This is a genomic window from Blastococcus sp. OS1-29 (assembly GCF_057628075.1).
In genome coordinates this window covers 266,117-292,034 of sequence record NZ_JBXXJK010000001.1, presented here as the reverse complement: position 1 = coordinate 292,034, position 25,918 = coordinate 266,117, and the positions used below count along the sequence as shown (strand labels likewise).

Annotated in this window: 22 protein-coding genes and 1 tRNA gene; 11 read left to right on the top strand and 12 right to left on the bottom strand. The window is 72.5% G+C overall.

Features of this window, described 5'->3' with window-relative positions; genetic code table 11:
• Nucleotides 1-5: 5 nt before the first annotated feature.
• Genes AC2H4J_RS01395 through sp36 form a run of 3 tightly spaced genes read right to left on the bottom strand, consistent with a single transcriptional unit; the run spans nt 6 to nt 1,428 of the window.
• Complete coding sequence (locus AC2H4J_RS01395) at nt 6-797, bottom strand: NUDIX hydrolase (protein ID WP_487463032.1); 792 nt, start codon at nt 795-797, stop codon at nt 6-8.
• Nucleotides 797-1,261 (bottom strand): RidA family protein, encoded by a 465-nt coding sequence (locus tag AC2H4J_RS01390; RefSeq protein ID WP_487463031.1) that lies wholly within the window; start codon nt 1,259-1,261, stop codon nt 797-799. Before AC2H4J_RS01390 ends, AC2H4J_RS01395 begins: the two co-directional genes overlap by 1 nt.
• A complete protein-coding gene (gene sp36 / locus AC2H4J_RS01385) occupies nt 1,258-1,428 on the bottom strand; it encodes a Sp36 family protein (RefSeq protein ID WP_487463030.1) in 171 nt (56 codons plus the stop codon). The genes AC2H4J_RS01390 and sp36 overlap by 4 nt, the downstream gene beginning before the upstream one ends.
• A gap of 59 nt (nt 1,429-1,487) precedes the next feature.
• On the opposite strand from sp36, the gene bagA reads away from it, so the two are divergent.
• From bagA to AC2H4J_RS01370, 3 genes are read left to right on the top strand one after another with little or no spacing between them, the layout of a single operon-like run.
• Entirely contained in the window at nt 1,488-2,480 is a 993-nt protein-coding gene (bagA, locus tag AC2H4J_RS01380; RefSeq protein WP_487463029.1) for an ATPase BagA, read from the top strand.
• Nucleotides 2,480-3,667 (top strand): ATPase BagB, encoded by a 1,188-nt coding sequence (gene bagB, locus AC2H4J_RS01375; RefSeq protein ID WP_487463028.1) that lies wholly within the window; start codon nt 2,480-2,482, stop codon nt 3,665-3,667. The genes bagA and bagB overlap by 1 nt, the downstream gene beginning before the upstream one ends.
• 41 nt (nt 3,668-3,708) lie before the next feature.
• Nucleotides 3,709-5,913 (top strand): transglycosylase domain-containing protein, encoded by a 2,205-nt coding sequence (locus AC2H4J_RS01370; protein ID WP_487463027.1) that lies wholly within the window; start codon nt 3,709-3,711, stop codon nt 5,911-5,913.
• Here AC2H4J_RS01370 and AC2H4J_RS01365 read toward each other — a convergent pair whose 3' ends face one another.
• A complete protein-coding gene (locus AC2H4J_RS01365; RefSeq protein WP_487463026.1) occupies nt 5,914-6,366 on the bottom strand; it encodes a GatB/YqeY domain-containing protein in 453 nt (150 codons plus the stop codon).
• Between the two features lie 51 nt (nt 6,367-6,417).
• On the opposite strand from AC2H4J_RS01365, the gene AC2H4J_RS01360 reads away from it, so the two are divergent.
• The 3 genes from AC2H4J_RS01360 (at nt 6,418) to AC2H4J_RS01350 (ending at nt 9,299) form a co-directional block, all read left to right on the top strand.
• Nucleotides 6,418-7,308 carry a metallophosphoesterase gene (locus AC2H4J_RS01360; RefSeq protein WP_487463025.1) on the top strand — a complete coding sequence of 297 codons (891 nt, stop codon included), beginning with the start codon at nt 6,418-6,420 and terminating at the stop codon, nt 7,306-7,308.
• A gap of 40 nt (nt 7,309-7,348) precedes the next feature.
• Nucleotides 7,349-7,422 (top strand) — tRNA-Pro (locus AC2H4J_RS01355).
• A gap of 80 nt (nt 7,423-7,502) precedes the next feature.
• The gene (locus tag AC2H4J_RS01350; protein ID WP_487463024.1) at nt 7,503-9,299 is read left to right on the top strand and encodes a S9 family peptidase; all 1,797 of its coding nucleotides are present in this window, start codon (nt 7,503-7,505) and stop codon (nt 9,297-9,299) included.
• On the opposite strand, the gene AC2H4J_RS01345 is transcribed toward AC2H4J_RS01350, so the two are convergent.
• The 3 genes from AC2H4J_RS01345 to AC2H4J_RS01335 are packed head-to-tail and all read right to left on the bottom strand — an operon-like array spanning nt 9,232 to nt 12,799.
• Nucleotides 9,232-10,455, bottom strand: coding sequence for a glycosyltransferase family 87 protein (locus AC2H4J_RS01345; protein ID WP_487463023.1), 1,224 nt, complete (start codon nt 10,453-10,455; stop codon nt 9,232-9,234). The genes AC2H4J_RS01350 and AC2H4J_RS01345 overlap by 68 nt on opposite strands.
• A gap of 17 nt (nt 10,456-10,472) precedes the next feature.
• Nucleotides 10,473-11,537, bottom strand: a complete 1,065-nt coding sequence (locus tag AC2H4J_RS01340; RefSeq protein WP_487463022.1) for an aspartate-semialdehyde dehydrogenase — start codon at nt 11,535-11,537, stop codon at nt 10,473-10,475.
• Nucleotides 11,534-12,799: an aspartate kinase gene (locus tag AC2H4J_RS01335; RefSeq protein WP_487463021.1), complete on the bottom strand. Its 1,266-nt coding sequence runs from the start codon at nt 12,797-12,799 to the stop codon at nt 11,534-11,536. The genes AC2H4J_RS01340 and AC2H4J_RS01335 overlap by 4 nt, the downstream gene beginning before the upstream one ends.
• Before the next feature lie 74 nt (nt 12,800-12,873).
• Between AC2H4J_RS01335 and AC2H4J_RS01330 the strand changes: the two genes are divergently transcribed.
• The gene (locus AC2H4J_RS01330; protein WP_487463020.1) at nt 12,874-14,466 is read left to right on the top strand and encodes a phospholipase D family protein; all 1,593 of its coding nucleotides are present in this window, start codon (nt 12,874-12,876) and stop codon (nt 14,464-14,466) included.
• On the opposite strand, the gene AC2H4J_RS01325 is transcribed toward AC2H4J_RS01330, so the two are convergent.
• A complete protein-coding gene (locus tag AC2H4J_RS01325) occupies nt 14,450-16,363 on the bottom strand; it encodes an anthranilate synthase family protein (protein WP_487463019.1) in 1,914 nt (637 codons plus the stop codon). The two genes, AC2H4J_RS01330 and AC2H4J_RS01325, sit on opposite strands and share 17 nt — an antisense overlap.
• Before the next feature lie 187 nt (nt 16,364-16,550).
• On the opposite strand from AC2H4J_RS01325, the gene AC2H4J_RS01320 reads away from it, so the two are divergent.
• The 4 genes from AC2H4J_RS01320 to AC2H4J_RS01305 all read left to right on the top strand — a co-directional run bounded on the left by AC2H4J_RS01320 (nt 16,551) and on the right by AC2H4J_RS01305 (nt 20,502).
• Nucleotides 16,551-17,186 (top strand): helix-turn-helix domain-containing protein, encoded by a 636-nt coding sequence (locus tag AC2H4J_RS01320; RefSeq protein WP_487463018.1) that lies wholly within the window; start codon nt 16,551-16,553, stop codon nt 17,184-17,186.
• A 159-nt stretch (nt 17,187-17,345) separates the two neighbouring features.
• Nucleotides 17,346-19,079 carry a 2-isopropylmalate synthase gene (gene leuA, locus AC2H4J_RS01315; RefSeq protein ID WP_487463017.1) on the top strand — a complete coding sequence of 578 codons (1,734 nt, stop codon included), beginning with the start codon at nt 17,346-17,348 and terminating at the stop codon, nt 19,077-19,079.
• Between the two features lie 51 nt (nt 19,080-19,130).
• Nucleotides 19,131-19,643 (top strand): RNA polymerase sigma factor, encoded by a 513-nt coding sequence (locus AC2H4J_RS01310; RefSeq protein ID WP_487463016.1) that lies wholly within the window; start codon nt 19,131-19,133, stop codon nt 19,641-19,643.
• Nucleotides 19,636-20,502, top strand: coding sequence for a VOC family protein (locus AC2H4J_RS01305; RefSeq protein WP_487463015.1), 867 nt, complete (start codon nt 19,636-19,638; stop codon nt 20,500-20,502). Before AC2H4J_RS01310 ends, AC2H4J_RS01305 begins: the two co-directional genes overlap by 8 nt.
• Nucleotides 20,503-20,532: 30 nt before the next feature.
• Here the strand turns inward: AC2H4J_RS01305 and AC2H4J_RS01300 are convergent, their stop codons facing one another.
• Genes AC2H4J_RS01300 through AC2H4J_RS01285 form a run of 4 tightly spaced genes read right to left on the bottom strand, consistent with a single transcriptional unit; the run spans nt 20,533 to nt 25,875 of the window.
• The gene (locus tag AC2H4J_RS01300; protein ID WP_487463014.1) at nt 20,533-22,341 is read right to left on the bottom strand and encodes an ABC-F family ATP-binding cassette domain-containing protein; all 1,809 of its coding nucleotides are present in this window, start codon (nt 22,339-22,341) and stop codon (nt 20,533-20,535) included.
• A 44-nt stretch (nt 22,342-22,385) separates the two neighbouring features.
• The gene (locus AC2H4J_RS01295) at nt 22,386-23,273 is read right to left on the bottom strand and encodes a transglutaminase family protein (RefSeq protein WP_487463013.1); all 888 of its coding nucleotides are present in this window, start codon (nt 23,271-23,273) and stop codon (nt 22,386-22,388) included.
• Complete coding sequence (locus AC2H4J_RS01290) at nt 23,270-24,220, bottom strand: alpha-E domain-containing protein (protein ID WP_487463012.1); 951 nt, start codon at nt 24,218-24,220, stop codon at nt 23,270-23,272. The genes AC2H4J_RS01295 and AC2H4J_RS01290 overlap by 4 nt, the downstream gene beginning before the upstream one ends.
• Nucleotides 24,214-25,875: a circularly permuted type 2 ATP-grasp protein gene (locus AC2H4J_RS01285; RefSeq protein WP_487463011.1), complete on the bottom strand. Its 1,662-nt coding sequence runs from the start codon at nt 25,873-25,875 to the stop codon at nt 24,214-24,216. Before AC2H4J_RS01285 ends, AC2H4J_RS01290 begins: the two co-directional genes overlap by 7 nt.
• Nucleotides 25,876-25,918 lie beyond the last annotated feature (43 nt).

The following is a 25,918-nucleotide window of genomic DNA, read 5'->3' as shown; positions in this document are numbered from 1 at the left end:
CCGGTTCAGGACGGGAGCGGCACCACGAGCCGAATGCGGGTGCCGTCGGGGAGCACGGCCCACTTCCCGTCGGGCGTCTCCTCGAACGTGGGGCTGATCGGCTCCATCGGGTCCGGTGGCGAGCCCGCCAGCGCGGCGGCGACGTCGGGGAACCGGTCGAGCTGGGTGAGGGTGTGGATCGTCGGCGGCATCATCGGCCGCACCCCCGCCGACACCTCCGCCAGCGCCGCGGACGGCGTCAGCCAGTCGGCCTCGTCGGCCTCCCCGGACACGTGCCGCGCCTCCTGCCCGACCGGCAGCGCCGCCGCGAAGAACTTGGTGTCGTAGCGCCGCGGCTCGACCGGCGGGGTGATCCAGTGCGCGAACGGGCGCAGCAGGTCCGAGCGCAGCACCAGCCCTCGGCCGGCGAGGAGCTCGGCCAGCGAGAGGTCGCGGCGGAGCAGCGCCTGCCGCTGCTCCTCCCAGTCGTCCCCGGAGACATCGGGGACGACGGAACCGTCGTCCGAACCGGCGAGCAGGACGCCGGCCTCCTCGAACGTCTCCCGGACGGCGGCGCAGACCAGCTCGCGCGCCATCCGCTCGTCGCAGCCGAACGCGGCCGCCCACTGCGCCGGCGGCGGCCCGGCCCAGCCGATCTCGGTGTCGCCGTCGCGCGGGTCGACGCCACCGCCGGGATAGGCGGTCATCCCCCCGGCGAACGGCATGCCCTTGGTGCGGCGCAGCACGTAGACCTCGAGGCCGGGGGCGCCGTCGCGCAGCAGCAGGACGGTGGCCGCCTGCTTCGGCTCGACGGCCATCAGCGCAGTTCGACGGTGAGCTCGACCTCCACCGGGGCGCCCAGCGGCAGTTCGGCCACGCCGACCGCGCTGCGGGCGTGCTGCCCGGCGTCCCCGAAGATCTTGCCGAGGAATTCGCTGGCGCCGTTGACCACGCGCGGCTGGCCGGTGAAGCCCTCCGCGCTGGCCACGTAACCGACGACCTTGACGATCCGGGCGACCGAGTCCAGGCCGACCAGGCCGTCGATCGCCGCCAGCGCGTTCAGCGCACACACCTTCGCGTCGGCGGCGGCCTCCTCGAGGTCCACCGAGCCGCCGACCTTGCCGGTGCGGCGCAGCCCGCCGTCGACGAACGGCAGCTGCCCCGAGGTGTAGACCAGCGACCCGCTGCGGACGGCGGGGAGGTAGGAGGCGACCGGCGCCGCGACGGCCGGGAGCCGGATGCCGAGCTCCTGGAGGCGGGCGTGCCAGCTGGTCTCGGTCATGCCGGCCGCTTCAGGTAGGCGACGAGCTGCTCGGGGCCGCCGGGACCGGGCAGGACGGTCACCAGCTCCCACCCGTCGACTCCCCAGGAGTCGAGGATCGCCTTGGTGTTGTGGGTCAGCAGCGGGATCGTGGCGTACTCCCACTTGCGGCGGGCCGGTTCGGTCATGGCCAGGACGCTAGCGCAGCCCGCGCGCCCGCCGTCGGGGCTGCTCTTAGGCTGGTGACGTGAGCCCCCTCTCCGCCCCGCCGCGACTGCACGTCGTCACCGGCAAGGGCGGGACGGGCAAGACCACCGTGGCCGCCGCGCTGGCCCTCGCCCTGGCCGCCGACGGCGGGTGCGTCCTGCTGGTCGAGACCGAGGGCCGGCAGGGCATCGCGCAGCTCTTCGACACCCCGCCGCTGCCCTACGAGGAGCGCCGGGTGGCCGTGGCCCGTGGTGGCGGCGAGGTCAAGGCGCTGGCGATCGACGTCGAGGAGGCGCTGCTCGACTACCTCGACATGTTCTACAACCTGCGCCGCGCCGGCCGGGCGCTGCGCAAGATGGGCGCCATCGACTTCGCCACGTCGATCGCCCCGGGCCTCCGGGACGTCCTGATCACCGGCAAGATCAAGGAGGCGGTGACGCGCCGCCACGACGGGCGGCAGGTCTACGACGCCGTCGTCGTCGACGCACCACCCACGGGCCGGATCACCCGATTTCTCAACGTCACCAACGAGATGGGCCAGCTCGCCCGCTCCGGCCCGATCAAGACGCAGAGCGACGGCGTCATGGCGGTGTTCCGGTCGCCGCAGACGGCCGTCCACCTGGTCACCCTGCTCGAGGACATGCCGGTGCAGGAGACCGCCGACGCGATCGAGGAGCTGGCGAAGGCCGGGCTGCCCGTCGGCTCGGTGATCGTGAACATGGCGACCGAGCCGGTGCTGCCCGTCGACGCGATGACCGACGCGGCCGAGGGCCTGCTCACCGGCGCGGAGCTGCTGCCGGCGCTGGCCGCCGCGCACCTGCCGGGGGATGCCGCGATCGCCGACGCGCTGGCCGCGGAGGTCAGCGAGCACGCGAAGCGCTGGGCCGGGCAGGACGCCCTGCGGGACGAGGTCGAGGCGCTCGGCCGGCCCACGGTCGAGCTCCCGTTGCTGCCGGGCCCGATGGACCTCGGCACGCTGTTCGAGCTGGCCGGCCGGCTCGAGGACCACCTCCGTACCCAGGCAGCCGCCTGATGGCCGACCGTTCGCAGGCCCGCCCGATGGACCTGGGCGCGCTGATCGCCGACCCGGCGACGCGGATCGTCGTCTGCTGTGGGTCCGGTGGTGTCGGCAAGACGACGACGTCGGCCGCGCTGGCGCTCGCGGCGGCCGAGGCCGGCCGCACGGTCGTCGTCCTCACGATCGACCCGGCCCGGCGGCTGGCGCAGTCCCTCGGCCTGGAGGAGCTGGACAACGAGCCCCGCCGGGTGGACGTCCCGGGGGCGGACGGCGAGCTGCACGCGATGATGCTGGACATGAAGCGGACGTTCGACGACATCGTCGCCGCGCACTCCACGCCGGAGCGGGCCCAGGCGATCCTCGAGAACCCCTTCTACCAGTCGCTGTCCTCGTCGTTCTCCGGCACGCAGGAGTACATGGCGATGGAGAAGCTGGGGCAGCTGCGCGCCACCGACCAGTGGGACCTGATCATCGTCGACACGCCACCGTCGCGGTCCGCGCTCGACTTCCTGGACGCCCCGAACAAGATGAGCCGCTTCCTCGACGGGACGATGATCCGGCTGCTGACCGGTGGCGGCCGGGCGGGGCTGAAGTTCGCCAGCGCCGGGTTCATGATCTTCAGCCGGATCGTGTCGAAGATCCTCGGCGGCCAGCTGCTGCGCGACATCTCCGCGTTCGTCGCGGCGCTGGACACCATGTTCGGCGGATTCCGCGAGCGCGCGACCGCCACCTACGAGCTGCTCCGCCGTCCCGGTACCTGGTTCGTCGTCGTCGCCACCCCGGAGCCCGACGCGCTGCGGGAGGCCTCCTACTTCGTCGACCGGCTGTCCGCCGAGGGCATGCCGCTGGCCGGCCTGGTGCTGAACCGCACGCACCCCCCGGCGACCACGGCGCTGTCGGCCACCCGTGCCGAAGGCGCCGCCGAGGAGGTCGCCGAGTCGGGAGCGGACGGCGCGGAGGTCGTCGCCGCCGCGCTGCGGGTGCACGCCGAGCGCATGACCGTGGCGGCCCGCGAGCAGCACCTCGCCGACCGGTTCACCAGCGCCCACCCGGAGGTCGCCGTCCGCACCGTCCCGGCCGCAGCCGGCGACGTGCACGACCTCGACGGGCTCCGGGTCATGGCCGGCGAGCTGACCGGGGCGGAGACGGACACGCCGACCGGCACGCCCCGGGCCCGGGTGCTCCCCGCGCGCCGCGGCTGACCTGGGCGGGAGACGGCCGCCGCCACGTATCCTCGGCGTCGATGTCGGAGAACGCGCAGTCCCGTCCCCTTCTGCTCGCCAAGCTCGCCGCGACGATCGTCGTCGCCGGTGCGCTGCTGGCCGGGCTGTTGTTCCCATGGGTCGGCGGGAGCGGCCTCGTGGCCCGCAACTCCGCGTCGCTGCTCGACGCCCTGCCGGTCGAGCTGACCAACCAGACACCGGCCGGCAACACGCGCGTGCTGGCCGCCGACGGGTCGCTCATCACCAACTTCTTCAAGAACAACCGCACGCCCGTGGCGCCGAACCAGATCTCCGACGTCATGAAGCAGGCCCTGGTCGACATCGAGGACTCGCGCTTCTACGAGCACAACGGCCTCGACGTGCAGGGCACCATGCGCGCGCTGGTCAAGAACGTGGCCGCGGGGTCGGTGCAGGAGGGTGGCTCGACCCTCACCCAGCAGCTGGTCAAGCAGACCCTGCTGCAGACCGCGGCCACGCCCGAGGAGCAGAACGCGGCCAAGGAACAGACGGTCGGCCGCAAGCTCAAGGAGGCCCGTCTCGCCCTGGCGCTGGAGAAGAGCTACTCCAAGGACGAGATCCTCACCCGCTACCTGAACATCGTGTACTTCGGCGAGGGCGCCTACGGCATCCAGGCCGCGGCGCAGAAGTACTTCAGCGTCAACGCCGCCGACCTCACCCTGCCCCAGGCGGCCATGCTTGCGGGCCTCGTGCAGAGCCCGGCGAACGACGACCCGATCACGCAGCCGGAGAACGCCGCGCACCGGCGCAATCAGGTGCTGGCGCGGATGAAGCAGCTCAAGCACATCTCCGAGAAGGACGCCGCGGACATCTCCGCCCAGCCGGTGGCGGTCGTCGAGGGTGCCGACCCGCCGAACGGCTGCATCGACGCCGCGGTGGGTGGCTTCTTCTGCGACTACCTGCGCACGTACCTGACCGGCGCGCTCGGTCTGAGCAACGCCCAGCTGGACGGCGGCGGCCTGACGATCCAGACGACGCTGCGGCCCGACGTGCAGCAGAACGGCGACCAGGGCGTGCTCAACTACGCGCCGATGGGCGACCGGTTCGCCGGCATCCTCACCGCGGTGCAGCCGGGCACCGGGCACGTCCTGGCCATGAGCGAGAACCGCCGGTACGGCTGCTCGGGCGACGAGTGCGAGTCGGTGAACCTGAACGTGCAGGCCAGCCTCGGCTCCGGGTCGACGTACAAGGTCTTCACCGCCGCCGCCGCACTGGCCGCCGGATTCGGCTCCGAGTACACGCTGAACGTGCCGCAGCCGTACTACTCCAAGGTCTACAAGCAGAACGGCGGCACCCGCGGGGCGCCGTACAAGGTCTTCAACGACAACCCCGGGTACGCCTCGACCTACAACATGACGACCGGGCTCACGGCCTCGGCCAACACCTACTTCGTCGGGCTGGAGGACGCGCTCGGCAGCATGGAGGGCCCGGTCACCACCGCGAAGGCCATGGGCATGCACTTCGACGGTCCGCGCCAGATCGCCGAGTGCCACGGCAAGTGCGACGACTTCGGGCAGTACACGATCGACAACCAGCTCGGCTCGTTCACGCTGGGCACCGTGGCGACCAGCCCGCTCGACCTCGCGACCGCCTACGCGACCATCGCCGCCCAGGGAACGCGGTGCGACCCCACCCCGGTGACGTCGATCCTCGACCGCAACGGGAAGCCCCTGGAGAACGACAAGGGTGCCGTCATCGACACCGGCGACCACTGCACCCCGAATGCGATCCCCGCGGGCGTCGCGAACACGCTGGCCAACATGATGGTGCACGTCGTCGAGGACGGGACCGGCCGCAAGGCCGCCATCCCCGGTGTGCCGATCGCCGGTAAGACCGGGACGATCCAGGGGGACAAGTCGGCGACGTTCGTCGGCATCACGCCGACGTACTCGGTCAGCGTCATGTACTTCAACCCGAAGGCCGGCGAGGACGTCGGTGGCCACGGCGGTGGCATCCCGGCGCAGATCTTCAACGCCGCGATGACGCCGATCCTGACGGCCGAGCCGGTCGTGCCGTTCCCGCCGGCCGACCCGGCGGTCGCGGCCGGCACCAAGGGCACCGGCTACGTCGCGCCGGCACCGGCACCCGAGCCCGCACCGGCACCCGCACCGGCTCCCACGGACCAGCCGCCGGCCACGACCCCCGACCCGAACGCCGGCAACCCGGGCCAGGACGGCGGGAACCCCGGCAACGGCGGCGGCCACTAGTCAGCCGAGCTGGCGGCGCACCTCCGCGGCGACGCGGCCGCCGTCGGCCCGGCCGGCCACGACACCGTTGGCCGCACCCATCACCTTGCCCATGTCCTTCATCCCGGACGCCCCGGTGCGGGTGATGACGTCGGCGACGATCGCAGCGAGGTCGGCGTCCTCGAGCTGCGCGGGCAGGTAGCCGGCCAGGACCTCGCCCTCGGCCAGCTCGCGCTCGGCCTGCTCGGTGCGTCCGGCGGTCTCGAAGGCCTCGGCGGCCTCCCGCCGCTTCTTCGCCTCGCGGCGCAGCACGGCCTGTACCTCGTCGTCGCTGAGGACGCGGGCCTCCTTGCCGGACACCTCCTCGGCCGTGACCGCGGTGAGCACCATGCGCAGGGTGGCCGTGCGCAACTCGTCACGGGCCTTCATGGCGGTGGTCAGGTCGGCACGCAGCTGTTCCTTCAGGTCAGGCACCCGCTCAGCCTGACACGACGGCCCGCAACGCCGCGCACGTAGGCTTCCGACGTGCGCTGGTACACCGCCCTCCCCGCTGCCGCGGTCGCCTCCGGCGTGGCGGTCACCGCCTACGCGAGCCTCTACGAGCGCAACCGCTGGACGCTGCGCCGCTTCGACGTCCCGGTCCTGGCGCCGGGCTCGGCGCCGCTGAGCGTCCTGCACATCTCCGACCTGCACATGACCGCGAACCAGCGCTCGAAGCAGGAGTGGGTGGCCGGCCTGGCCGAGCTGGAGCCGGACCTGGTGATCAACACCGGAGACAACCTGGCCGGCCACGACGCCGTCCCCGGCACGCTGAAGGCGCTGGACCCGCTGATGGACCGCCCCGGCGCCTTCGTGCTGGCCAGCAACGACTACTACGCCCCGCGGCCGAAGAACCCGCTGAAGTACTTCTGGCCCGATCACAAGCGAGTGCACGGCGTCCAGCTGCCGTGGCGAGACCTGCGGGACGGCATGCAGGACCGGGGCTGGCTCGACCTCACCAACGCCGCCGGCGAGCTGACGGTCGACGGACGGCGGATCGCGTTCGCCGGCGTCGACGACTCCCACCTCAAGCGCGACCGCTATGACCAGGTGGCCGGGGAGGCCGACCCGAGCGCCGACGTCCGGATCGGGCTGGCGCACTCCCCCGAGCCGCGCGTGCTCGACCGGTTCGCCGCCGACGGCTACGACCTGCTGCTCAGCGGGCACACGCACGGCGGCCAGCTGCGGGTGCCCTTCTACGGCGCGTTGGTGACCAACTGCGGCATCGACCGGGAGCGGGTGCGCTGGCTGCACCGGTGGACCGACCGCACCTGGCTGCACGTCTCCGCCGGCCTCGGGACCAGCCCCTACGCCCCCGCGCGGTTCGCCTGTCCGCCCGAGGCCACGCTGCTCACGCTCACCGCCCGGACCGCCTGAAAGCCGCTCGCCGGCGGGCGTTAGACTTCTCGACGGACCTCGGGGTGTGGCGCAGCTTGGTAGCGCGCGTCGTTCGGGACGACGAGGCCGCAGGTTCAAATCCTGTCACCCCGACGCACTGCTCAGGGGCCGCCGATGGCGGCCCCTGAGTCATGTTCTGAGAGTGCATGGCCTGGGCCTGGGAGGATGGATCGGTGACTGCCGAACCCACCGCCGTTCCCGCGCTCTCCCCCCAGGTCACCGCCCGCTGGCAGGCCCGGTTCCGCGCGCCGCGGGTCTCGCTCCCGGAGTGGGCGCAGGACGCCCCGCACCGCAACCTGTACTCCTCCGACGTCAGCGGCGTCGTCGAGCAGTACGCATGGGACCGCGAGACCGGTGAGCGCCGCCAGGTCACCGACCGGCCCAACGGCACGCTGATGAGCACCCTGAGCCCGGACGGCGAGACCATCTGGTGGTTCGCCGACACCGACGGCGACGAGTTCGGCATCTGGCAGACCCAGCCGTTCGCCGGCGGCCCCGACACCGTCGCCGTCCCCCAGGTGCAGCCCGCCTATCCGGCCGGGCTGGAGGTGGGGCGCACGACGGTCGCGATCGGCCGCTCCACCGACGACGGCAGCGAGCTGTGGCTGGCGCCGTCCGGTGGCGCTCCCCGGGTGATCTACCGGCACCCCGACCCCGCGTCGGTCGACGCCCTGACCCGGGACGACGCCCTGCTGGTCATGTCCCACTCCGAGCACGGCGATCCGCGCTATCCGGCACTGCGGGTGCTCCGCACGGACGACGACAGCGTCGTCGCCGAGAAGTGGGACGGCGACGGTCGCGGCCTGCACGCGCTGGAGTTCGGCCCGCTGCCCGACGACCGCCGCCTGCTGGTCGGCCACGAGCGCCGCGGCCGCGAGGAGCTGCTGATCTGGGACGTCGCCGCCGACACCGAGTCCGAGATCCAGCTGGACCTCCCCGGCGACGTGACGGCGAGCTTCTACCCCGACGGCTCCGCGCTGCTCGTGGGTCACGACCACGCCGCCCGCAGCGAGCTGTACCGCTACGACCTCGGCAGCGGTGTCCTCGAGAAGCTCGACACCCCGACCGGCGTCGTCCGCGGGGCCACCGCGCGGCCGGACGGCACCGTGGAGCTGGCGTGGTCCAACTCGGAGCTGCCGCCGGTCGTCCGCCGCGCCGACGGGCCCGTCGTCCTCACGGTCACCGACGAGGAGCCGCCGGCCGCCTACCCGGTCGAGGACCGCTGGGTGCCCGGGCCCGGAGGGAAGGTGCACGCCCTGCTGGTCCGCCCGTCCGGCCCGGCCCCGTACGCGACGGCGTTCCTGGTGCACGGCGGCCCCGAGGCCGCCGACGACGACTCCTACCGCGCCCGCCGCGCCGCCTACGTCGACGCGGGATACGCCGTCGTGCACGTGAACTACCGCGGCTCCACCGGCTATGGCAGCGCCTGGCGGGACGCGCTCACCGGCCGGCCGGGGCTCACCGAGCTCGAGGACGTCGGCGCCGTGTACGACGCCCTGGTCGCCGAGGGCGTCGTCGACCCGCAGCGCGCGCTGCTGTCCGGCGGCTCGTGGGGCGGGTTCCTCACGCTGCTCGGCCTCGGCACCCAGCCCGAGCGCTGGGCCGCGGGCATCGCCGAGGTGCCGGTGGCCGACTACCTCGCGGCCTACGAGGACGAGATGGAGGGCCTCCGGGCCTACGACCGCGCCCTGTTCGGCGGCGCACCCGAGGAGGTGCACGACGTCTACGTACGGTCCTCCCCCATGACCTACGTCGACGCGGTTGCCGCACCGGTGCTGGTCGTCGCCGGCGCCAACGACCCGCGCTGCCCGATCCGGCAGATCGACAACTACCTGGCCGAACTGGAGAAGCTCGGCAAGGAACACGAGGTGTACCGGTTCGACGCCGGCCACGGCTCGCTGGTCATCGAGGAGACGATTCGGCAGGTCGAGGTGGCGCTGGCGTTCGCGCTGAAGCACGTACGTCCCTGATCGGGAGCAGGACCAGCAGCGCGGCGCTCACCAGCAGGTAGGCGTTCTCGCCCAGCACCGGCAGGACGCCGGCGCGCGCAGCGGTGGCGCCGGGGAAGAACCAGATCAGCGACGACCCGAAGACGGCTGTCACCAGCACGGCCGCCATGGCCGCCCCGCGCGCACGGAGCCCGGTCAGGGACGGCGTGCCGGCGGCGACGTCGACCAGGACGACGACCGCCGGCACCACCCAGAAGAAGTGGTGCGTCCAGGCGATCGGGCTGATCAGGCAGGAGACCAGCCCGGTGAGCGTGACGCCGGTGAGGTCGTCACCCGCCCGCGCCGCCCGGGCCGCCCGCCCCAGCCCGACCACGGCGACGGCCGCCGCGAGCAGCGCCCAGACCAGCCGGTCCGGCGGCCCCGGGTCGGCCACTCGCGCGAGCAGTCCCATCACCGACTGGTCCGACGTCCGGTCGGCCGCCCCCACGCGGCCGGTCTGCCAGAGCGCCCGCGTCCAGAAGTGCACGCTGTCGCGCGGGCTCAGGGCGAACGCGAGTGCGGTGGCGGCCAGGAAGGTGCCCGCAGCGACGCCGGCTGCCCGCCGTCGTCCGCCGAGCAGCAGGTACACGACGAAGAGGCCGGGCGTCACCTTGATGGCGGCCGCCAGGCCCAGGCCGACGCCGGCCCACGGCCGCCCGGACCGCAGCGCCGCCACGTCGGCCAGGGCGAGCGTCAGCAGGATCAGGCCGACCTGCCCCCAGCCCAGCGTCTCGCGGATCGGCTCCAGGGCGACGACCAGCGGAACGGCCAGGGCCACGACGAACCACCGCGACCACCCGTGCCGGTCGGCCACCGGCGCGAGCAGCATCCAGGTGGTCAGGCCGACGAGCACCGTCGAGACCGCGGTGAGCAGCACCTCGGCCGTCGTCTCGCTGCCGACGGCGGCCGGCAGCAGCACGAGGACGGCGAACGGCGGATAGGTGAACCCCTTCGACGTGTGCGGCAGCACGAAGTCGTACAGGGGCCGGCCGTGCAGCCACCACTGCACCGCGCCGCGGTACACCCGCAGGTCGAAGAAGCGGTGCCACGGCGAGTAGACGACCGGCCCGCTCAGGTACAGCCCGACGGCGACCGCGACCGCGCCGACGGCCGCCGGCCGGGTGACGGTCCGGGCCATCGGCAGGGCCCCCCAAGTCAGCGGGCGGCGATCAGCTCCGCGATCTGCACCGTGTTGAGCGCCGCGCCCTTGCGCAGGTTGTCGTTGCTCACGAACAGCGCCAGCCCGCGGCCGTCGTCGACACCCGGGTCCTGCCGGATCCGGCCGACGAAGCTCGGGTCCCGGCCCGCGGCCTGCAGCGGCGTCGGGACGGCGGACAGCTCCACACCCGGCGCGGTCGACAGGAGCTCGGTGGCCCGCTGAGGAGACAGCGGCCGGGCGAACTCGACGTTGAGCGACAGCGAGTGCCCGCTGAACACGGGCACCCGGACGCAGGTCCCCGACACCTTCAGGTCAGGAATGCCGAGGATCTTGCGGCTCTCGTTGCGGAGCTTCTGCTCTTCGTCGGTCTCGAACGTGCCGTCGTCGACCAGCGAGCCGGCCATCGGCAGCACGTTGAAGGCGATCGGGCGCACGTACTTGACCGGTTCCGGGAACGTCACCGCCGACCCGTCGTGGGTGAGCTCGGCGGCCTTGTCGACGACCGCCTTCACCTGGAGGTCGAGCTCCTCGACGCCGGCCAGCCCGCTGCCCGACACCGCCTGGTACGTGCTGGCGATGATCCGCACGAGCCCCGCCTCCGCGTGCAGCGGCTGCAGCACCGGCATCGCGGCCATGGTCGTGCAGTTGGGGTTGGCGATGATGCCCTTGCGCATCTCGGCCAGCGCCTGCGGGTTGACCTCGCTGACGATCAGCGGGACGTCGGGGTCGCGCCGCCACGCGGAGCTGTTGTCGACGACGGTCACCCCCGCCTCGGCGAACCGCGGCGCCTGCGCCCGTGAGGTGGTCGCACCGGCGGAGAACAGCGCGACGTCCAGGCCCGTGGGGTCGGCCGTCGCGGCGTCCTCGACGATGATCTCGCCGTCCGCCCACGGCAGCGTGCTGCCGGCGGAGCGGGACGACGCGAAGAAGCGCAGCTCGGCCAGCGGGAAGTTCCGCTCGGCGAGGATCTGCCGCATCACGGTGCCGACCTGACCGGTCGCACCGACGATGCCGACCCGCAGGCCGTCACTCGAACCATGCCCATTCAGAAGCGCACTCATCGGCCCGTCCCTCCGTAGACCACGGCCTCGACCTCGGAGCCGAGGTCGAACGCGTCGTGCACCGCGCGCACCGCGATGTCGACCTCGGTGTCCCGGCAGACCACCGAGATGCGGATCTCCGAGGTGCTGATGAGCTCCAGGTTGACACCGGCGTCGGCCAGCGCGCCGAAGAATTTGGCGGACACGCCCGGGTGCGAGCGCATGCCGGCGCCGACGAGGGACACCTTGCCGATGTGCTGGTCGAACTTCACGTCGGAGTAACCGACCGTGTGCTTGACCTTCTCCAGCGCCGCGATCGCCGCCGGCCCGTCGCTGACCGGCAGCGTGAAGGAGATGTCGGCGAGCTTGCTGGCCTCGGCCGACACGTTCTGCACGATCATGTCGATGTTGATCTCGGCGTCGGCGAGCACGCGGAAGATCTGCGCGGCCTCACCCGGCCGGTCCGGCACGCCGTAGACGGTGATCTTGCCTTCGGAGCGGTCGTGCGCGACGCCCGTGATGATCGCCTGTTCCACCGGGAGGTCCTCCATCGAGCCGGCCACGATCGTGCCGGGGAGCTGTGAGTAGGAGCTGCGGACGTGCACGGGGATGCCTTCGCGCCGGGCGTACTCGACGCACCGCAGCATGAGCACCTTCGCTCCCGAGGCGGCGAGCTCGAGCATCTCCTCGTAGGTGATGGTGTCCAGCCGCTTGGCGTTCGGGACGATCCGCGGGTCGGCGGTGTAGACGCCGTCCACGTCGGTGTAGATCTCGCAGACGTCGGCCCGCAGCGCCGCGGCGACGGCGACGGCGGTGGTGTCCGAACCGCCGCGTCCGAGCGTGGTGATGTCCTTGGTGTCCTGGCTGACGCCCTGGAAACCGGCCACGATGACGATCGAGCCCTCGTCCAGCGCCGACCGCAGACGCCCCGGGGTCACGTCGATGATCCGCGCCTTGCCGTGGCTGCCGGTCGTGATCACGCCGGCCTGCGAGCCGGTGAACGACCGCGCCTCGTAGCCGTGCGTGGAGATGGCGATCGCCAGCAGCGCCATCGAGATCCGCTCGCCGGCGGTGAGCAGCATGTCGAGCTCGCGGCCGGGCGGGTCGTCGGTGATCTGGCCCGCCAGGTCGAGCAGTTCGTCGGTGCTGTCGCCCATCGCGGAGACGACCACGACGACGTCGTCACCGTTCTTCTTCGCGCCGACGATCCGCTCGGCGACACGCTTCATGTGCTCTGCGGAGGCGACGGAGGAACCGCCGTACTTCTGGACGACGAGGGCCACGGGTCCACAGGCTACCGAGGTCTCGCCACGCACCGGCGGTTGCGTCCCTGACCGGCACGGGATCTGATCATCCGATGGACGACCCCGAGGGCTGGCTGCTGCGCGCCGACGAGCGGGGAAACCCCCACACGACGCTGCCGGCGTGGACCGCGGGCAACCTCGTCACACCCCTCGTGCACGGCAACGCGTACTTCGACCGCCTGGTCGACGAGGTGCGTGCCCTGAACCCCGGCGACCACCTGTTCTTCACCGACTGGCGCGGCGATCCTCGCGAGTTGCTCCGCCCCGAGGGCCCCACGGTCGCCGAACTGTTCACCGAGGCCGTGAAGAAGGGCGTCTGCGTCCGCGGCCTGGTGTGGCGGTCGCACATGCAGCAGCTCGCGCTGAACAAGGAGTCCAACCGGGCGCTGGACCGGGAGATCGAGCACGGCGGCGGTGAGGTGATCCTCGACCAGCGGATCCGCCGGATGGGCAGCCATCACCAGAAGTTCGTCGTCCTCCGGCACGACGAGGCCCCGGAGAAGGACGTCGCCTTCGTCGGCGGGATCGACCTCTGCTACTCCCGCCGCGACGACGCCGAACACCGCGGCGACCCCCAGGGGCTGCCGATGGCCGAGGTCTACGGGCCTACTCCACCGTGGCACGACGTGCAGCTGGAGATCCGCGGGCCCGGCGTCGGCGTCCTCGACACGGTGTTCCGGGAGCGCTGGGAGGACCCCAACTCGCCGGACGAGGACCACCCCATCGCCTGGGTGCACGACAAGCTGCACCACACCCGGATGCACGCCGACCCGCTCCCCCCGCAGCTGCCGCCGCCGCCGGAATGCGGGCCGCACCTCGTGCAGAGCCTGCGCACCTATCCGGCGATCCGGCCGCCGTACGACTTCGCGCCCGACGGCGAGCGTTCGGTGGCCCGCGGCTACACGAAGGCGATCCAGCGGGCCCGCCGGCTGATCTACCTCGAGGACCAGTACATGTGGTCGGCCGACGTGGCGCGGCTGTTCGCCGACGCGCTGCGCGAGCACCCCGAGCTGCACCTGGTCGTCGTCGTCCCGCGCGTGCCCGACCAGGACGGCGCGTTCGCCAAGCGGCCGCAGCTGATCGGCCGCTGGCAGGCGATCGAGATGTGCCAGCGGGCCGGGAAGGACCGCGTGCACGTGTTCGACGTCGAGAACCACCAGGGGACGCCGGTCTACGTGCACGCGAAGGTGTGCGTGGTCGACGACGTCTGGGTGAGCGTCGGCAGCGACAACTTCAACCGCCGCTCCTGGACCCACGACAGCGAGCTGTCCAGCGGCGTCCTCGACACCACCCGCGACCCGCGCGAGCCCCGCGACCCGGCCGGCACCGGCGACGGCGCGCGCACGCTGGCCCGCGGCCTGCGGCTGATGCTGGCCCGGGAGCACCTGGACCTGCCCGGCGACGGCAGCGCGGACGACGACATCCTCGACCCCGACCGGTTCGTCGAGACCGTCGTCGCGAGCGCCCGCGCCCTGGACGCCTGGCACGAGGGCGGCGGCACGGGCCCTCGCCCGCCGGGCCGGCTGCGCCCGCACCGCGCCGAGAAGCTGCCCCTGGTCACCCGGCTGTGGGCGACCCCGGTCTACCGCCTGCTCGACGACCCGGACGGCCGGCCGCTGCGCAAACGGCTCAAGAAGGAGTTCTGAGCGCGGTCAGGAACGCGTCGGCGAGGATCGAGCGGCCGTCGGGGGTGAGCACCGACTCCGCGTGGAACTGCAGCCCGGCGTAGCCCGGCCCGCGCAGCGCCACGACCTCGTCGTCGTCGGTCGCGCACTCGAAGGCCAGCGCGGCCGGGTCGTCGGGCAGCGCGGCGGTGAACGTGTTGTAGAAGCCGACCACCTGCTCGCGCCCGAACAGGTCGATCCGCTCCTGCGCGCCCTGCACGACCGTGCGCTTCGGGCGCAGCGGCAGGCCGAGCTCCGAGGCCAGCACCTGATGGCCGAGGCAGACGGCGACCAGCGGACGGCGGGCGGCCAGGCGGTCGGCGGTCAGCCGGCGCAGCACCTTGATCCGCGCGCTGTCGGTCGCGCGCGGGTCACCCGGGCCGGGCCCGATCATCAGCACGTCCGGGTCGCCGGCGCCGCCGTCCGCCACCTCGCGCCAGGTGTTCTGCTGAACCTTCATGCCCATCGACCGCAGCATGTGGGCGAGCATGTTCGCGAAGTCGTCCTCGGCCGAGATCAGCTGCACCGTGCGGCCGACGAGCTCGGGGTAGCGGATCGGCGACGGCGACTCGTTGAGCCAGAACGGGGACAGCCGGGCGTTGCGGGCCATCAGCAGCGGCGAGTCGGCGGGCACCAGGTCGTGCACGTCGAACCGCGCCGAGCCCCCCGCCGCAGGACCGGCGCCCAGCGCCGCGAGCAGGCCGCCGATCTTGGCCTTGGTCTCGGCGACCTCGTACTCGGGCACCGAGTCGCGCACCAGGGTCGCGCCGACGCTCGCCCGCAGGTTGCCGGCGCGGTCGATGTCCGCCGTCCGGATGACGATCGGGGCGTCCAGGGTGGCGCCGCCGTCGACGTCCCGGCCGAACTCGGCGATCAGCGCGCCGTAGTAGCCCCGACCCGACGTCTCGTAGCGCTTGATCACCCGGCAGGCGTTCTCGACCGGGCTGCCCAGCACGGTGGCGGCGAACATGCTGCCGCGCAGCAGGTCGCGCGGGTCGGCCGAGGCGTGCCCCTCGAGCATGTACTCGGTGTGCACGAGGTGGCTCATCGGCTTGAGGAACGGTCCGATGACGCGGCCGCCCTCGGGGCACAGCGCCGCCATCATCTTCAGTTCCTCGTCGACCACCATCATCAGCTCGAGGGTCTCCTTCTCGTCCCGCAGGAAGGCCTCGAGCTTCGAGCGCAGGTCGTCGGCGGAGACGCCGTCCTTCGGCATGCGGAAGGTGCCGCTGATCGGGTTCATCGTCACCGTGCCGCCGCGGCTGGTGATGTGCCGCTCCGGCGACGCCCCGACCAGGGTGCGCTCGGGGGTGTTGACGTAGAACGTCCAGTAGGCGCCCTTCTCGTTCGCCAGCAGGCTGCGGAAGACGCCCAGCCCCTGCCCGGTCGACCAGTCGCGCACCCGGGCGGTCAGCGTCCGGCGGACGACGAAGTTGGCGCCCTCACCCTGGCCGATCTCGTCGCGCACGATCCGGCGGACGACGTCGGCGTACTGGTCGTCGTCCAGGTCGTAGGCGACGTCGTCGAGGGTCAGTCCGGTGGCGGGGCAGGCGGCCAGGAAGTCGTCGACGTCGACCCGCAGGTGCCGGTCGACGACGAGGCACGCCAGCGGCATCCCGTCGTCGTGGGCGACGAACCCGCGCTCGGTGACCTGCCGGTAGGGCACCAGCGCCAGGACGTCGGGGCCGGGCGCGCGGTCGGCGCGCAGCGGGATCTCGGCCAGCGACGGCGCGTCGTGCACGGTGCCGAGCAGGACGTCGACGAACGCCGAGCCCTGGTGCCGGATGAGCGCGAACGAGGCGTCGTCGGTGAGGAGCTCGAGGACGGTGGCGGCGTCGGCCACGGCTTCGGCGGTGCCGTTCGGTCCGGGACGCTCCACCGGCGCAGTCTATGCGGGGCTCTCATCGGACCCGGCCGCGCATCGTGAGCCTCCGGCACGAGTCCGCCGCCACCGAGTTACCTGTCCGACAGTTGAGCTCTGCTCCCCCGGCGTCAGCAGAGCTCAACTGTCCACAGATGTGTTCCTTGTCCCCCGGCGGAGAGGCCCGGCGACGGAAGCTCCGGGCATGACAGCGTTCGACCTGCCCGGAGCGCTCCGGCGCGTGCGCCGGCGCGCCGACATGTCGCAGCGCGAGGTCGCCGCGGCCGCCGGTATCAGCGCGTCGGCCGTTGCCAAGGCCGAGTCCGGCACGCGAGACCTACCCACCTCTCTTCTCGCACGCATCGCTGAGGTGGCAGCGCTCCGGCTGGCGCTCGTCGACGGCAACGGCCGCGAGGTCGGGCCGATGAGCGACGCGGCGGTGCGAGACATGAGCGGGCGACGCTTCCCGGCACACCTGGACACCCGGTACGGCGACGAGGACTGGTGGCACGGCGAGCACCGCTACAAGCGCGACCGGCCGCGGTACACGTTCGACCGGCGTCGGGATCTGCGTGACGAGTTCCGGCTCGCCATGGGGACGCCGGAGGACCACCAGCTCCCGCAACCCGGCGATTCGCCGGAGCAGCGGGCCGAGGAGCGGCGTCGGGTGCGGTGGGCGGCGAGGGCGGCGGAGCGGGAACGGCGCTTCCTGGCGGGCGAGTTCACGAACGTCCGGGAGGCGTTCTCCTGCACCTGCCCGGCCGAGTGCGACCAGCTCGACGACCGATCCGGCGCGCCGGTGCATGCCGACACCTGCCGGTGTCACTGCGACATCGCCTGAGGCGCTGCTACCGTGGTGCCGTGCGCGGCAGCCTCCTGCTTATGAGCCGCGGCGAGGCCCTCTCCTAGGTCGGCCCCCTCGCCGCGGGTTTCGCGCGTTCCAGGCGCTGCTGACCGCCCCATCGGAGCTGAGTCCAGCCCGCGCCAGAGGAGCCCTTCCGTGAACGAGCAGCACCCGCACGTACGCAACCCCCAGCAGCCCTCGGGGATGCCGATCCACCGCTACGCCCCTTTCACCCCCGTCGTCCTGGCCGACCGCACGTGGCCCGACACGGTCACCACGAAGGCCCCGCGCTGGTGCGCGGTCGACCTGCGCGACGGCAACCAGGCGCTCATCGACCCGATGACCCCCGACCGCAAGCGGCGCATGTTCGAGCTGCTCGTGCGCATGGGCTACAAGGAGATCGAGGTCGGCTTCCCCGCCGCCAGCCAGACCGACTTCGACTTCGTCCGCCAGCTCATCGAGGAGGACCTGGTACCGGACGACGTCACCATCCAGGTGCTGACCCAGGCCCGCGACGAGCTCATCGAGCGCACCTACGAGTCGCTGCGCGGCGCCAAGCAGGCGATCGTGCACCTCTACAACTCGACGTCCACCCTGCAGCGCCGCGTCGTGTTCAACTCCGACCGGGCGGGGATCATCGACATCGCCGTCCACGGCGCGCAACTCGTGCGCAAGCTGGCCGAGCAGATGGTCGGCACGGAGATCCTGTTCGAGTACTCACCCGAGTCGTTCACCGGCACCGAGCTCGACTTCGCCGTCGAGATCTGCAACGCGGTCACCGACGTGTGGGAGCCCACCCCCGACCGGCCGACGATCATCAACCTGCCGGCGACCGTCGAGATGGCCGAGCCGACCGTCTACGCCGACCAGATCGAGTGGATGCACCGCAACCTGGGCCGCCGCGACTCCGTCGTCCTGAGCCTGCACCCGCACAACGACCGGGGCACCGCGGTGGCCGCCGCGGAGCTGGGCTACCGCGCCGGCGCCGACCGCATCGAGGGCTGCCTGTTCGGCAACGGCGAGCGCACCGGCAACGTCGACCTGGTCACCCTGGGCCTGAACCTGTTCAGCCAGGGGATCGACCCGCAGATCGACTTCTCCGACATCGACGAGATCCGCCGCACCGTCGAGTACTGCAACCAGCTGGGCGTGCACGAGCGGCACCCCTACGGCGGCGACCTGGTCTACACCGCGTTCTCCGGCTCCCACCAGGACGCGATCAACAAGGGCTTCAAGGCCCTGGAGGCCGACGCCGCGGCCGCCGGGAAGACCGTCGACCAGATGACTTGGGCGGTGCCCTACCTGCCGATCGATCCCAAGGACGTCGGCCGCAGCTACGAGGCCGTCATCCGGGTGAACAGCCAGTCCGGCAAGGGCGGCGTCGCCTACATCATGAAGACCGAGAACCACCTCGACCTGCCCCGTCGCCTGCAGATCGAGTTCAGCGCGGTCATCCAGCAGCACACCGACGACGAGGGCGGCGAGGTCACCGCCGCCCAGATGTGGACCGCGTTCAGCAGCGAGTACCTGCCCGACCCCGACGCACCGTGGGGCCGTTTCTCGCTGGCCGGGCACCGGCACACGGCTCACGGCGACCAGGTCGACGAGATGGTGGTCGAGCTGGTCGACAACGGGGTCCCGGTCACCGTCGAGGGCCGCGGCAACGGGCCGATCGCCGCCTTCGTCGACGCGCTGAAGTCTGTGGACGTCGACGTCCGGGTGCTCGACTACGCCGAGCACGCCATGTCGGCCGGCGGGGACGCGCGGGCGGCGGCCTACGTCGAGTGCGCCGTCGGCGACCGCGTCCTCTGGGGCGTCGGCATCGACCCCAACATCGTCAGCGCCTCGCTGCGCGCGGTGGTGTCGGCGGTCAACCGCGCGCAGCGCTAGAAAGTTCGTCGGCGGGCGTCGGAAACTCTGGTGCCCGGACGACGGAGAGACATGAGCAGCCCGGGATCGCGCGCGGTGGGACCACCGCCCGATCCCGGGCTGCTGTCGCTCTACGACCGGGCGCTGCCCGAGGTGTACGGCTACCTGCTCGCCCGCTGTGGGCAGGTAGCTGTGGCCGAGGACCTCACCGCCGAGACGTTCCTGGCCGCCGTCCGCGCACAAGGGCCGGTCACGGTGGCCTGGCTGATCGGCACCGCCCGGCACAAGCTCGTCGACCACTGGCGCCGGCAGGAGCGGGAGGGACGCAGCCTGCGACTCGTGGACGTTGCGGTCGTGGACGACCCCTGGGACGTCCGCCTCGACGCGCTGCGGGCCCGGCAGGTCCTCGACCGGCTGTCCCCGCAGCATCGCGCCGCGCTCACCCTGCGCTACGTCGACGATCTTCCCGTGCCGCAGGTGGCCGCACTCCTGCAGCGCACCGTGCACGCCACGGAGGCCCTGCTCGTCCGCGCCCGCAACGCCTTCCGCCGCGACTACGTCTCCACCGGGGGCAGCGATGACTGACCCGTTCTTCGGCCTGCGGCAGCCGATCCAGCCCATCCACCCCGACCCGGCGTTCGCCGCGTCTTTGCGCGAGCGCCTGCGCCGGGCACTCCTGCAGCAGCCCGCCCGTCCCACCTCCGGAGGTGCCTCCCCGATGTCCGCACTGGTGCCCTACCTCATCGTCCGCGACGCCCGGGCAGCCATCGCCTGGTACGCCGAGGCGTTCGGCGCGCACACCGTCGGGGATCCCTACCTCGACGGCGACCGCATCGGTCACGCCGAACTCGACGTGGCCGGCGCGACCCTCTACCTCGCCGACGCCTACCCCGAGTACGGCCTCGAGGGGCCGGGGGACGGCAAGCCCCCCGTGTCGCTGCACCTCTCGGTGCCCGACGTCGACGCCGTGATGGACCGCGCCGCCCACGCCGGTGCGACCGTCGAGCGGCCGGCGACCGATGAGCCCTACGGCCGGGGCGGGCGGCTCATCGACCCCTACGGCCACCGCTGGATGGTGCAGAGCGCGCCGGCCGCCGCCGCGGCCACCGCGAAGCCCGGCGACACCGTGTACCTGACCCTGCAGGTGCCCGACGGGGCCCGGGCCCGCGACTTCTACGAGGCGGTGCTCGGCTGGACGGCGGTGCCCGGCCGCGTGCCCGACGGCTGGCAGGTGGAGGGCACCACACCGATGCTGGGCATCGGCGGGGGGTCGGACGAGCCCGGCATGGTGCCCATGTACGCCGTCGACGACATCGAGGTCGCGGTCGCCGTGGTGCGGACGGCGGGCGGGGACGCCGGGGAGATCGAGCGGCAGCCCTACGGCCTCACGGTGCACTGCCACGACGACCAGGGGCTGCCGTTCTACCTCGGCCAGCTCAGCTGACCCGCCATGGTGAGGTAGGACGCTGGAGGGTCAGCCCTCGGCGAGCTCCGAGGCCACCAGCCACTCCTCCTCGACCTGCTCCTTCTCCGCGTGCACGGCCTTGAGCTGGGCGTCCAGCTCCGCGGCCTTCGCGTAGTCGGAGGCGGCAGCGGCGAGCTGCTCGTGCAGCTTCTTCTCGTCGGCGTCGAGCTTGAGCATCCGCCGCTCGAGCCGCGAGGCCTCCTTCTTGGCGGCGCGGACGTCGGCGGCTGACACGGTCGTCGACGGTGACCCGACGGGTCGCGTCTCCGCCCCGGCGGCCGTCGTCAGCGGCGCTCCCCCGGCGGCGCGGCGAGCCAGGTACTCGTCGACCCCGCCCGGCAGCTCGGCCAGCGTGCCGTCACCGAGGAGCGCGACGACCTTGTCGCAGACGCGGTCGACGAAGTACCGGTCGTGGCTGACGACCAGCACCGTGCCGGGGAAGCTGTCGAGCAGGTCCTCGAGGGCGGTCAGGGTGTCGATGTCGAGGTCGTTGGTCGGCTCGTCGAGCACCAGGACGTTCGGCTCGGCCATGAGCAGCCGCAGCAGCTGGAGCCGACGACGCTCGCCGCCGGAGAGATCGCCCACCGGCGTCCACTGCCGGTTGGCCGCGAAGCCGAAGCGCTCGGCCAGCGTCGACGCGGAGATCTCCTGGTTGCCGATCCGCGCGATGCGCGCGACCTCCTGCACCGCCTCCAGCACCCGTGCCCTCGGCGGCAGCTCGGTGACGTGCTGCGAGAGGTAGGCCGGCGCCACGGTCTGGCCGACGACGATCCGGCCGGCGTCCGGCTCGGTCTCCCCGACCAGCAGCTTGAGCAGCGACGTCTTGCCCGCGCCGTTCACCCCGACGATGCCGATCCGGTCGCCCGGGCCGACGTTCCAGTCCAGGTCCTTGAAGAGCATCCGCGGACCGTCGTCGGTGGGCACCGAGTAGTCGACGTGCTCCACGTCGTAGACGGTCTTGCCGAGCCGGCGGGCGGCGAAGCCCTTGAGCGCCATCGAGTCGCGGGCGGGCGGCTCGTCGGCGATCAGCGCCTGGGCGGCCTCGATCCGGAACTTCGGCTTGCTGGTGCGGGCCGGCGGGCCACGGCGCAGCCAGGCCAGCTCCTTGCGCACCAGGTTCAGCCGGCGCTCCTCGGTGACCGCCGAGATCCGGGCGCGCTCGGCCCGGGCCAGGGTGTACGCCGAGTAGCCGCCGTCGTAGGCGTGCACGTTGCCGTCGGCGACCTCCCACGTGGTCGTGCAGACCTCGTCGAGGAACCACCGGTCGTGGGTGACGACGACGAGCCCACCGGCGCGCTGGTTGACGTACTCGGCCAGCCAGGCGACGCCCTCGACGTCCAGGTGGTTGGTCGGCTCGTCGAGGACCAGCAGGTCCAGCGGACGGATCAACTGGGCCGCCAGGGCGACCCGTCGGCGCTCGCCACCGGACATCGGCGCGACCGGGGCGTCCAGGCCGAGGCGGTCGAGTTCGAGCCCGGTCAGCACCGAGCGGACGGCGGGGTCGCCGGCCCACTCGTGCTCGGCGGCGAACATCGACGGCGGCAGGACGACGTCGCGGACCGTCGTCCCCTCGGGCAGCGTGCCGGACTGGTCCAGCACGCCCATCGCGAGGTCGCCGCGGCGGGTGACCCGGCCGGAGTCGGGCTCGTCGGCGCCGGTGAGCATCGACAGCAGGGTGCTCTTGCCGCCGCCGTTGCGGCCGACGACACCGATCCGCTCGCCGGCGGCGACCCCGAGGGAGACATCGTCGAGGATCACGGTCGTGCCGTGGGCCTTGTGCACCCGCTCGAGGTTGACCAGGTTCAGGGGTGCGCTCATAGGTACCCCAGTATCCCCTGCGACGTTTTGTGCACTGACCGCCGCTAGGCGAGCCGGGTGACCTCGACGGTCACGGTGTGGCCCTCGCTCTTCGGGCCGGAGAACAGGCCCTTGAACGGCGGGACGTCGCCGTAGTCCCGGCCCCGGCCGAGCGTCACGTGCCGCGGGCCGATCTCGACCGTGTTGGTCGGGTCGAACCCGTTCCAGCCGCCGTCCCACCACTCCACCCACGCGTGGCTCTCCCCCGTCACCGGCTCGCCGATGGCGGCGTCCGGCTTCGGGTGCAGGTAGCCGGAGACGTAACGCGCGGGCAGGCCGAGCGCGCGCAGCAGGCCGACGGTCACGTGCGAGATGTCCTGGCAGACACCGGTGCCCTTCGCCCAGGCCTGCATGGCGTTGGTCTTCACGTTGGTGGCGCCGGAGAGGTACTGGATGTGGTCGTGCACGAACCGGCAGACCAGCGCCCCGGCCTCGTGCGGTTTGGCGGTGCCGACGGCGTCGCGCGCGGCGTCCACCACCTCGGCGTCCATCGCGGTCAGCAGGGTGGGGGTGAGCAGCTCGCCGAACTGCTCGCGCACTTCCCGCGCGCCCAGCGCGCTCCAGCCGACCCGGTCGTGCCCGGCGAGGTCCGGCCCGGCCTCGACGATCGACGTCCCGGTGACCACCAGCTCGGAGTGCGGGCTGTGCAGGTCGAAGGCGGTGACCGTCGAGCCCCAGTAGTCGCGGTACGGATAGGCGGTCGCCGCCGGCTCGATCTCCACCCGCGAGCGCAACGTCGTCTGCCGGTTGCTGTTCTCCGGCGTCAGCCGGGCCTCGTTGTAGGAGGAGCGGACCGGTCCGGTGTAGTGGAACCGGGTGCGGTGTACGACCTGCAGCCGCCACCGGTGGGCCGCGGGCCGCGGGGCGGACTGGATCTCCTGCGTCTGGGTCACCCGGCCTCCTCCGGCACCCACACCTGCGGCGCCTGCTCGGTGAAGAAACGGTGGGTGACCGCGGCGCTGGCCGCCGAGCAGGTGCGCTGCAGCTCCTCCAGGCGTGACGGCAGCTGGGCCAGCAGCTCGGGCGGGCTCATGAACTCCAGCATCGTGCGGGCGCGGCCGACGATGCGGTGCGCTTCACCGGCGACGCCGATCCGCGACCCGTCCCGGACGGTCGACCGCTCGAGGTCCGCCAGGCACGCCTCCGCCTGCTCCAGCGCGGCGAACACCGACCGCGGGAACAGCCGGTCGAGCAGCAGGAACTCCGCCGCCCGGCTGGAGTTCACGACGCCGCGGTAGGTGCGCAGGTAGGGCTCGTAGGCGCCGGTGGAGCGCAACACAAGGGTCCAGGACGGCGCGGCGTCACCGGCCAGGATGCGCGTGGAGATGATCCGCGAGGTCATGTCGACGCGCTCGATCGACCGGCCGAGGATGAGGAACAACCAGCTCTCGTCGCGGCTCATCGTGGCGTCGGCCAGGCCGAAGACCATGGCCGACCGCTCGCGGACGAACCGGAACAGCGAGTGCGGGCCGTACCGGCGGGCCATCGTCCGCTGCTGCGGCAGCGCGTTGTGGGTGACGTTCAGCGACTCCCAGATCTCCGCCGACAGCACCTCGCGCGCGCCGCGGGCGTTCTCCCGCGCCGCCGACAGGGCGCCGACGATCGAGCTCGGGCTGGCCCGGTCGAAGGCGAGCGTGGCCAGCACCCGCTCGGTGTCGGCCTCGCTCTCCGGCGTCGGCGAGCCCATCAGCGCCAGCAGGTTGGAGCAGGCGCGGCGCTCGTCGATCCACGGGTCCTCGACCAGCCGCTGGGTGTGCACGTCGAGGATGCGGGCGGTGTCGTCCGCGCGCTCCACGTAGCGGCCGATCCAGAACAGCGACTCCGCGATCCGGCTCAGCACGAGGAGGACCCCTTCCGCTGGCTGTTCGGCCTCGTCCGGAGGCTCGGCGCGAGCTTGCGAGTGCCGAGAAGGACGGGGTCCTTCTGCTGCTGCTGTTGCTGGGACTGGCCGACGACCGTGTCGCCCAGCGGGCCCGGGTCCTGCGCGGGCGGCTCGTCGGGCAGGTCGGCGGCGGTGAACTCGACGCGGGTGCGGTCGGGCTCGTCGACGTCCGTCGCCTGGCGGGGCGGGCTGATCACCCAGGTGTCTTTCGAGCCACCGCCCTGGCTGGAGTTGACCACCAGCTCGCCCTCCGGCAGCGCCACTCGCGTCAGCCCGCCGGGCAGCACCCACACATCCGACCCGTCGTTGACCGCGAACGGCCGCAGGTCGACGTGCCGGGGGGCGATCCGCCCGCCCACCAGCGTCGGGCAGGTGGACAGCCCGATCGGCTTCTGCGCGATCCAGTCCCGGGGCCGCGCCCGTACCTTGACCGCCAGGTCGGACAGCGTCTTCTCGTCCGAGCGCGGCCCGATGACGATGCCCTTGCCGCCCGAGCCGTCGACCGGCTTGAGCACCAGCTGGTCGAGGGACTCCAGCACCCACTCCACGGTGTCGCGCTGGTCCAGCCGGTAGGTGTCGGCGTTGGCCAGCACCGGCTCCTCGCCCAGGTAGTAGCGGATGAGGTCGGGCACCCAGGTGTAGATCAGCTTGTCGTCGGCGACGCCGTTGCCCACGGCGTTGGCGATGGTCACCCGCCCCGCCCGCGCGGCGTTGAGCACGCCGGCGCACCCGATCACCGAGTCGGGGCGGAAGTGCACCGGGTCGAGGAACTCGTCGTCGATGCGGCGGTAGATGACGTCGACGCGCTGCTGGCCGTCCGTCGTCCGCATGCTGACCTGGTTGCCCGCGCAGATCAGGTCGCGGCCCTCGACCAGCTCGACGCCCATCTGGCGGGCCAGCAGCGCGTGTTCGAAGTACGCGGAGTTGTAGACGCCGGGGGTGAGGACGACGACCGTCGGGTCGGCCACGTTCGACGGCGCCGAGGCCTTGAGCGCGGCCAGCAGCTTGCTCGGGTACTCGGCGACCGGCTCGATCCGGTGGTCGGCGAACAGCTCGGGCAGCACCTGGCTCATCGCGGCGCGGTTGGTGATGACGTAGCTGACGCCGGACGGCGACCGCAGGTTGTCCTCGAGCACCCGGAAGTCGCCGGCCTCGTCGCGCACCAGGTCGATGCCGGAGACGTGCACGCGGACGCCATTGGGCGGCACCAGCCCGTGCGCCTGCCGGTGGAAGTGCGCGCTGGTGGTGACCACGTTGCGCGGCACGACCCGGTCGGCGAACACCTGGCCCGCGCCGTAGACGTCGGCCAGGAAGGCCTCCAGCGCGAGGACCCGCTGAGCGACTCCGCGCTCGATGACCGCCCACTCCTCGGCGCCGATGACCCGCGGCACGATGTCGAGCGGGAACGGCTGCTCCTCGCCCGCGTGCGCGAACGTGACCCCGGCGTCGCGGTAGGTCTGGCTCAGCAGGTCGGCGCGGGCGGCGAGCTCCTCGCCGTCGATCGGCTGCACAGCGGCGTAGAGCCCCGAGTAGGCCGGACGCGGGACGCCCGCATCGGCGAACATCTCGTCCCAGACCTCCCCGAGGGGGTAGCCGTCGAACAGGTCCGCCATGGGTCGAACTTAGTGAGAACGTGTGTCACGCGCGTTTCGAGAC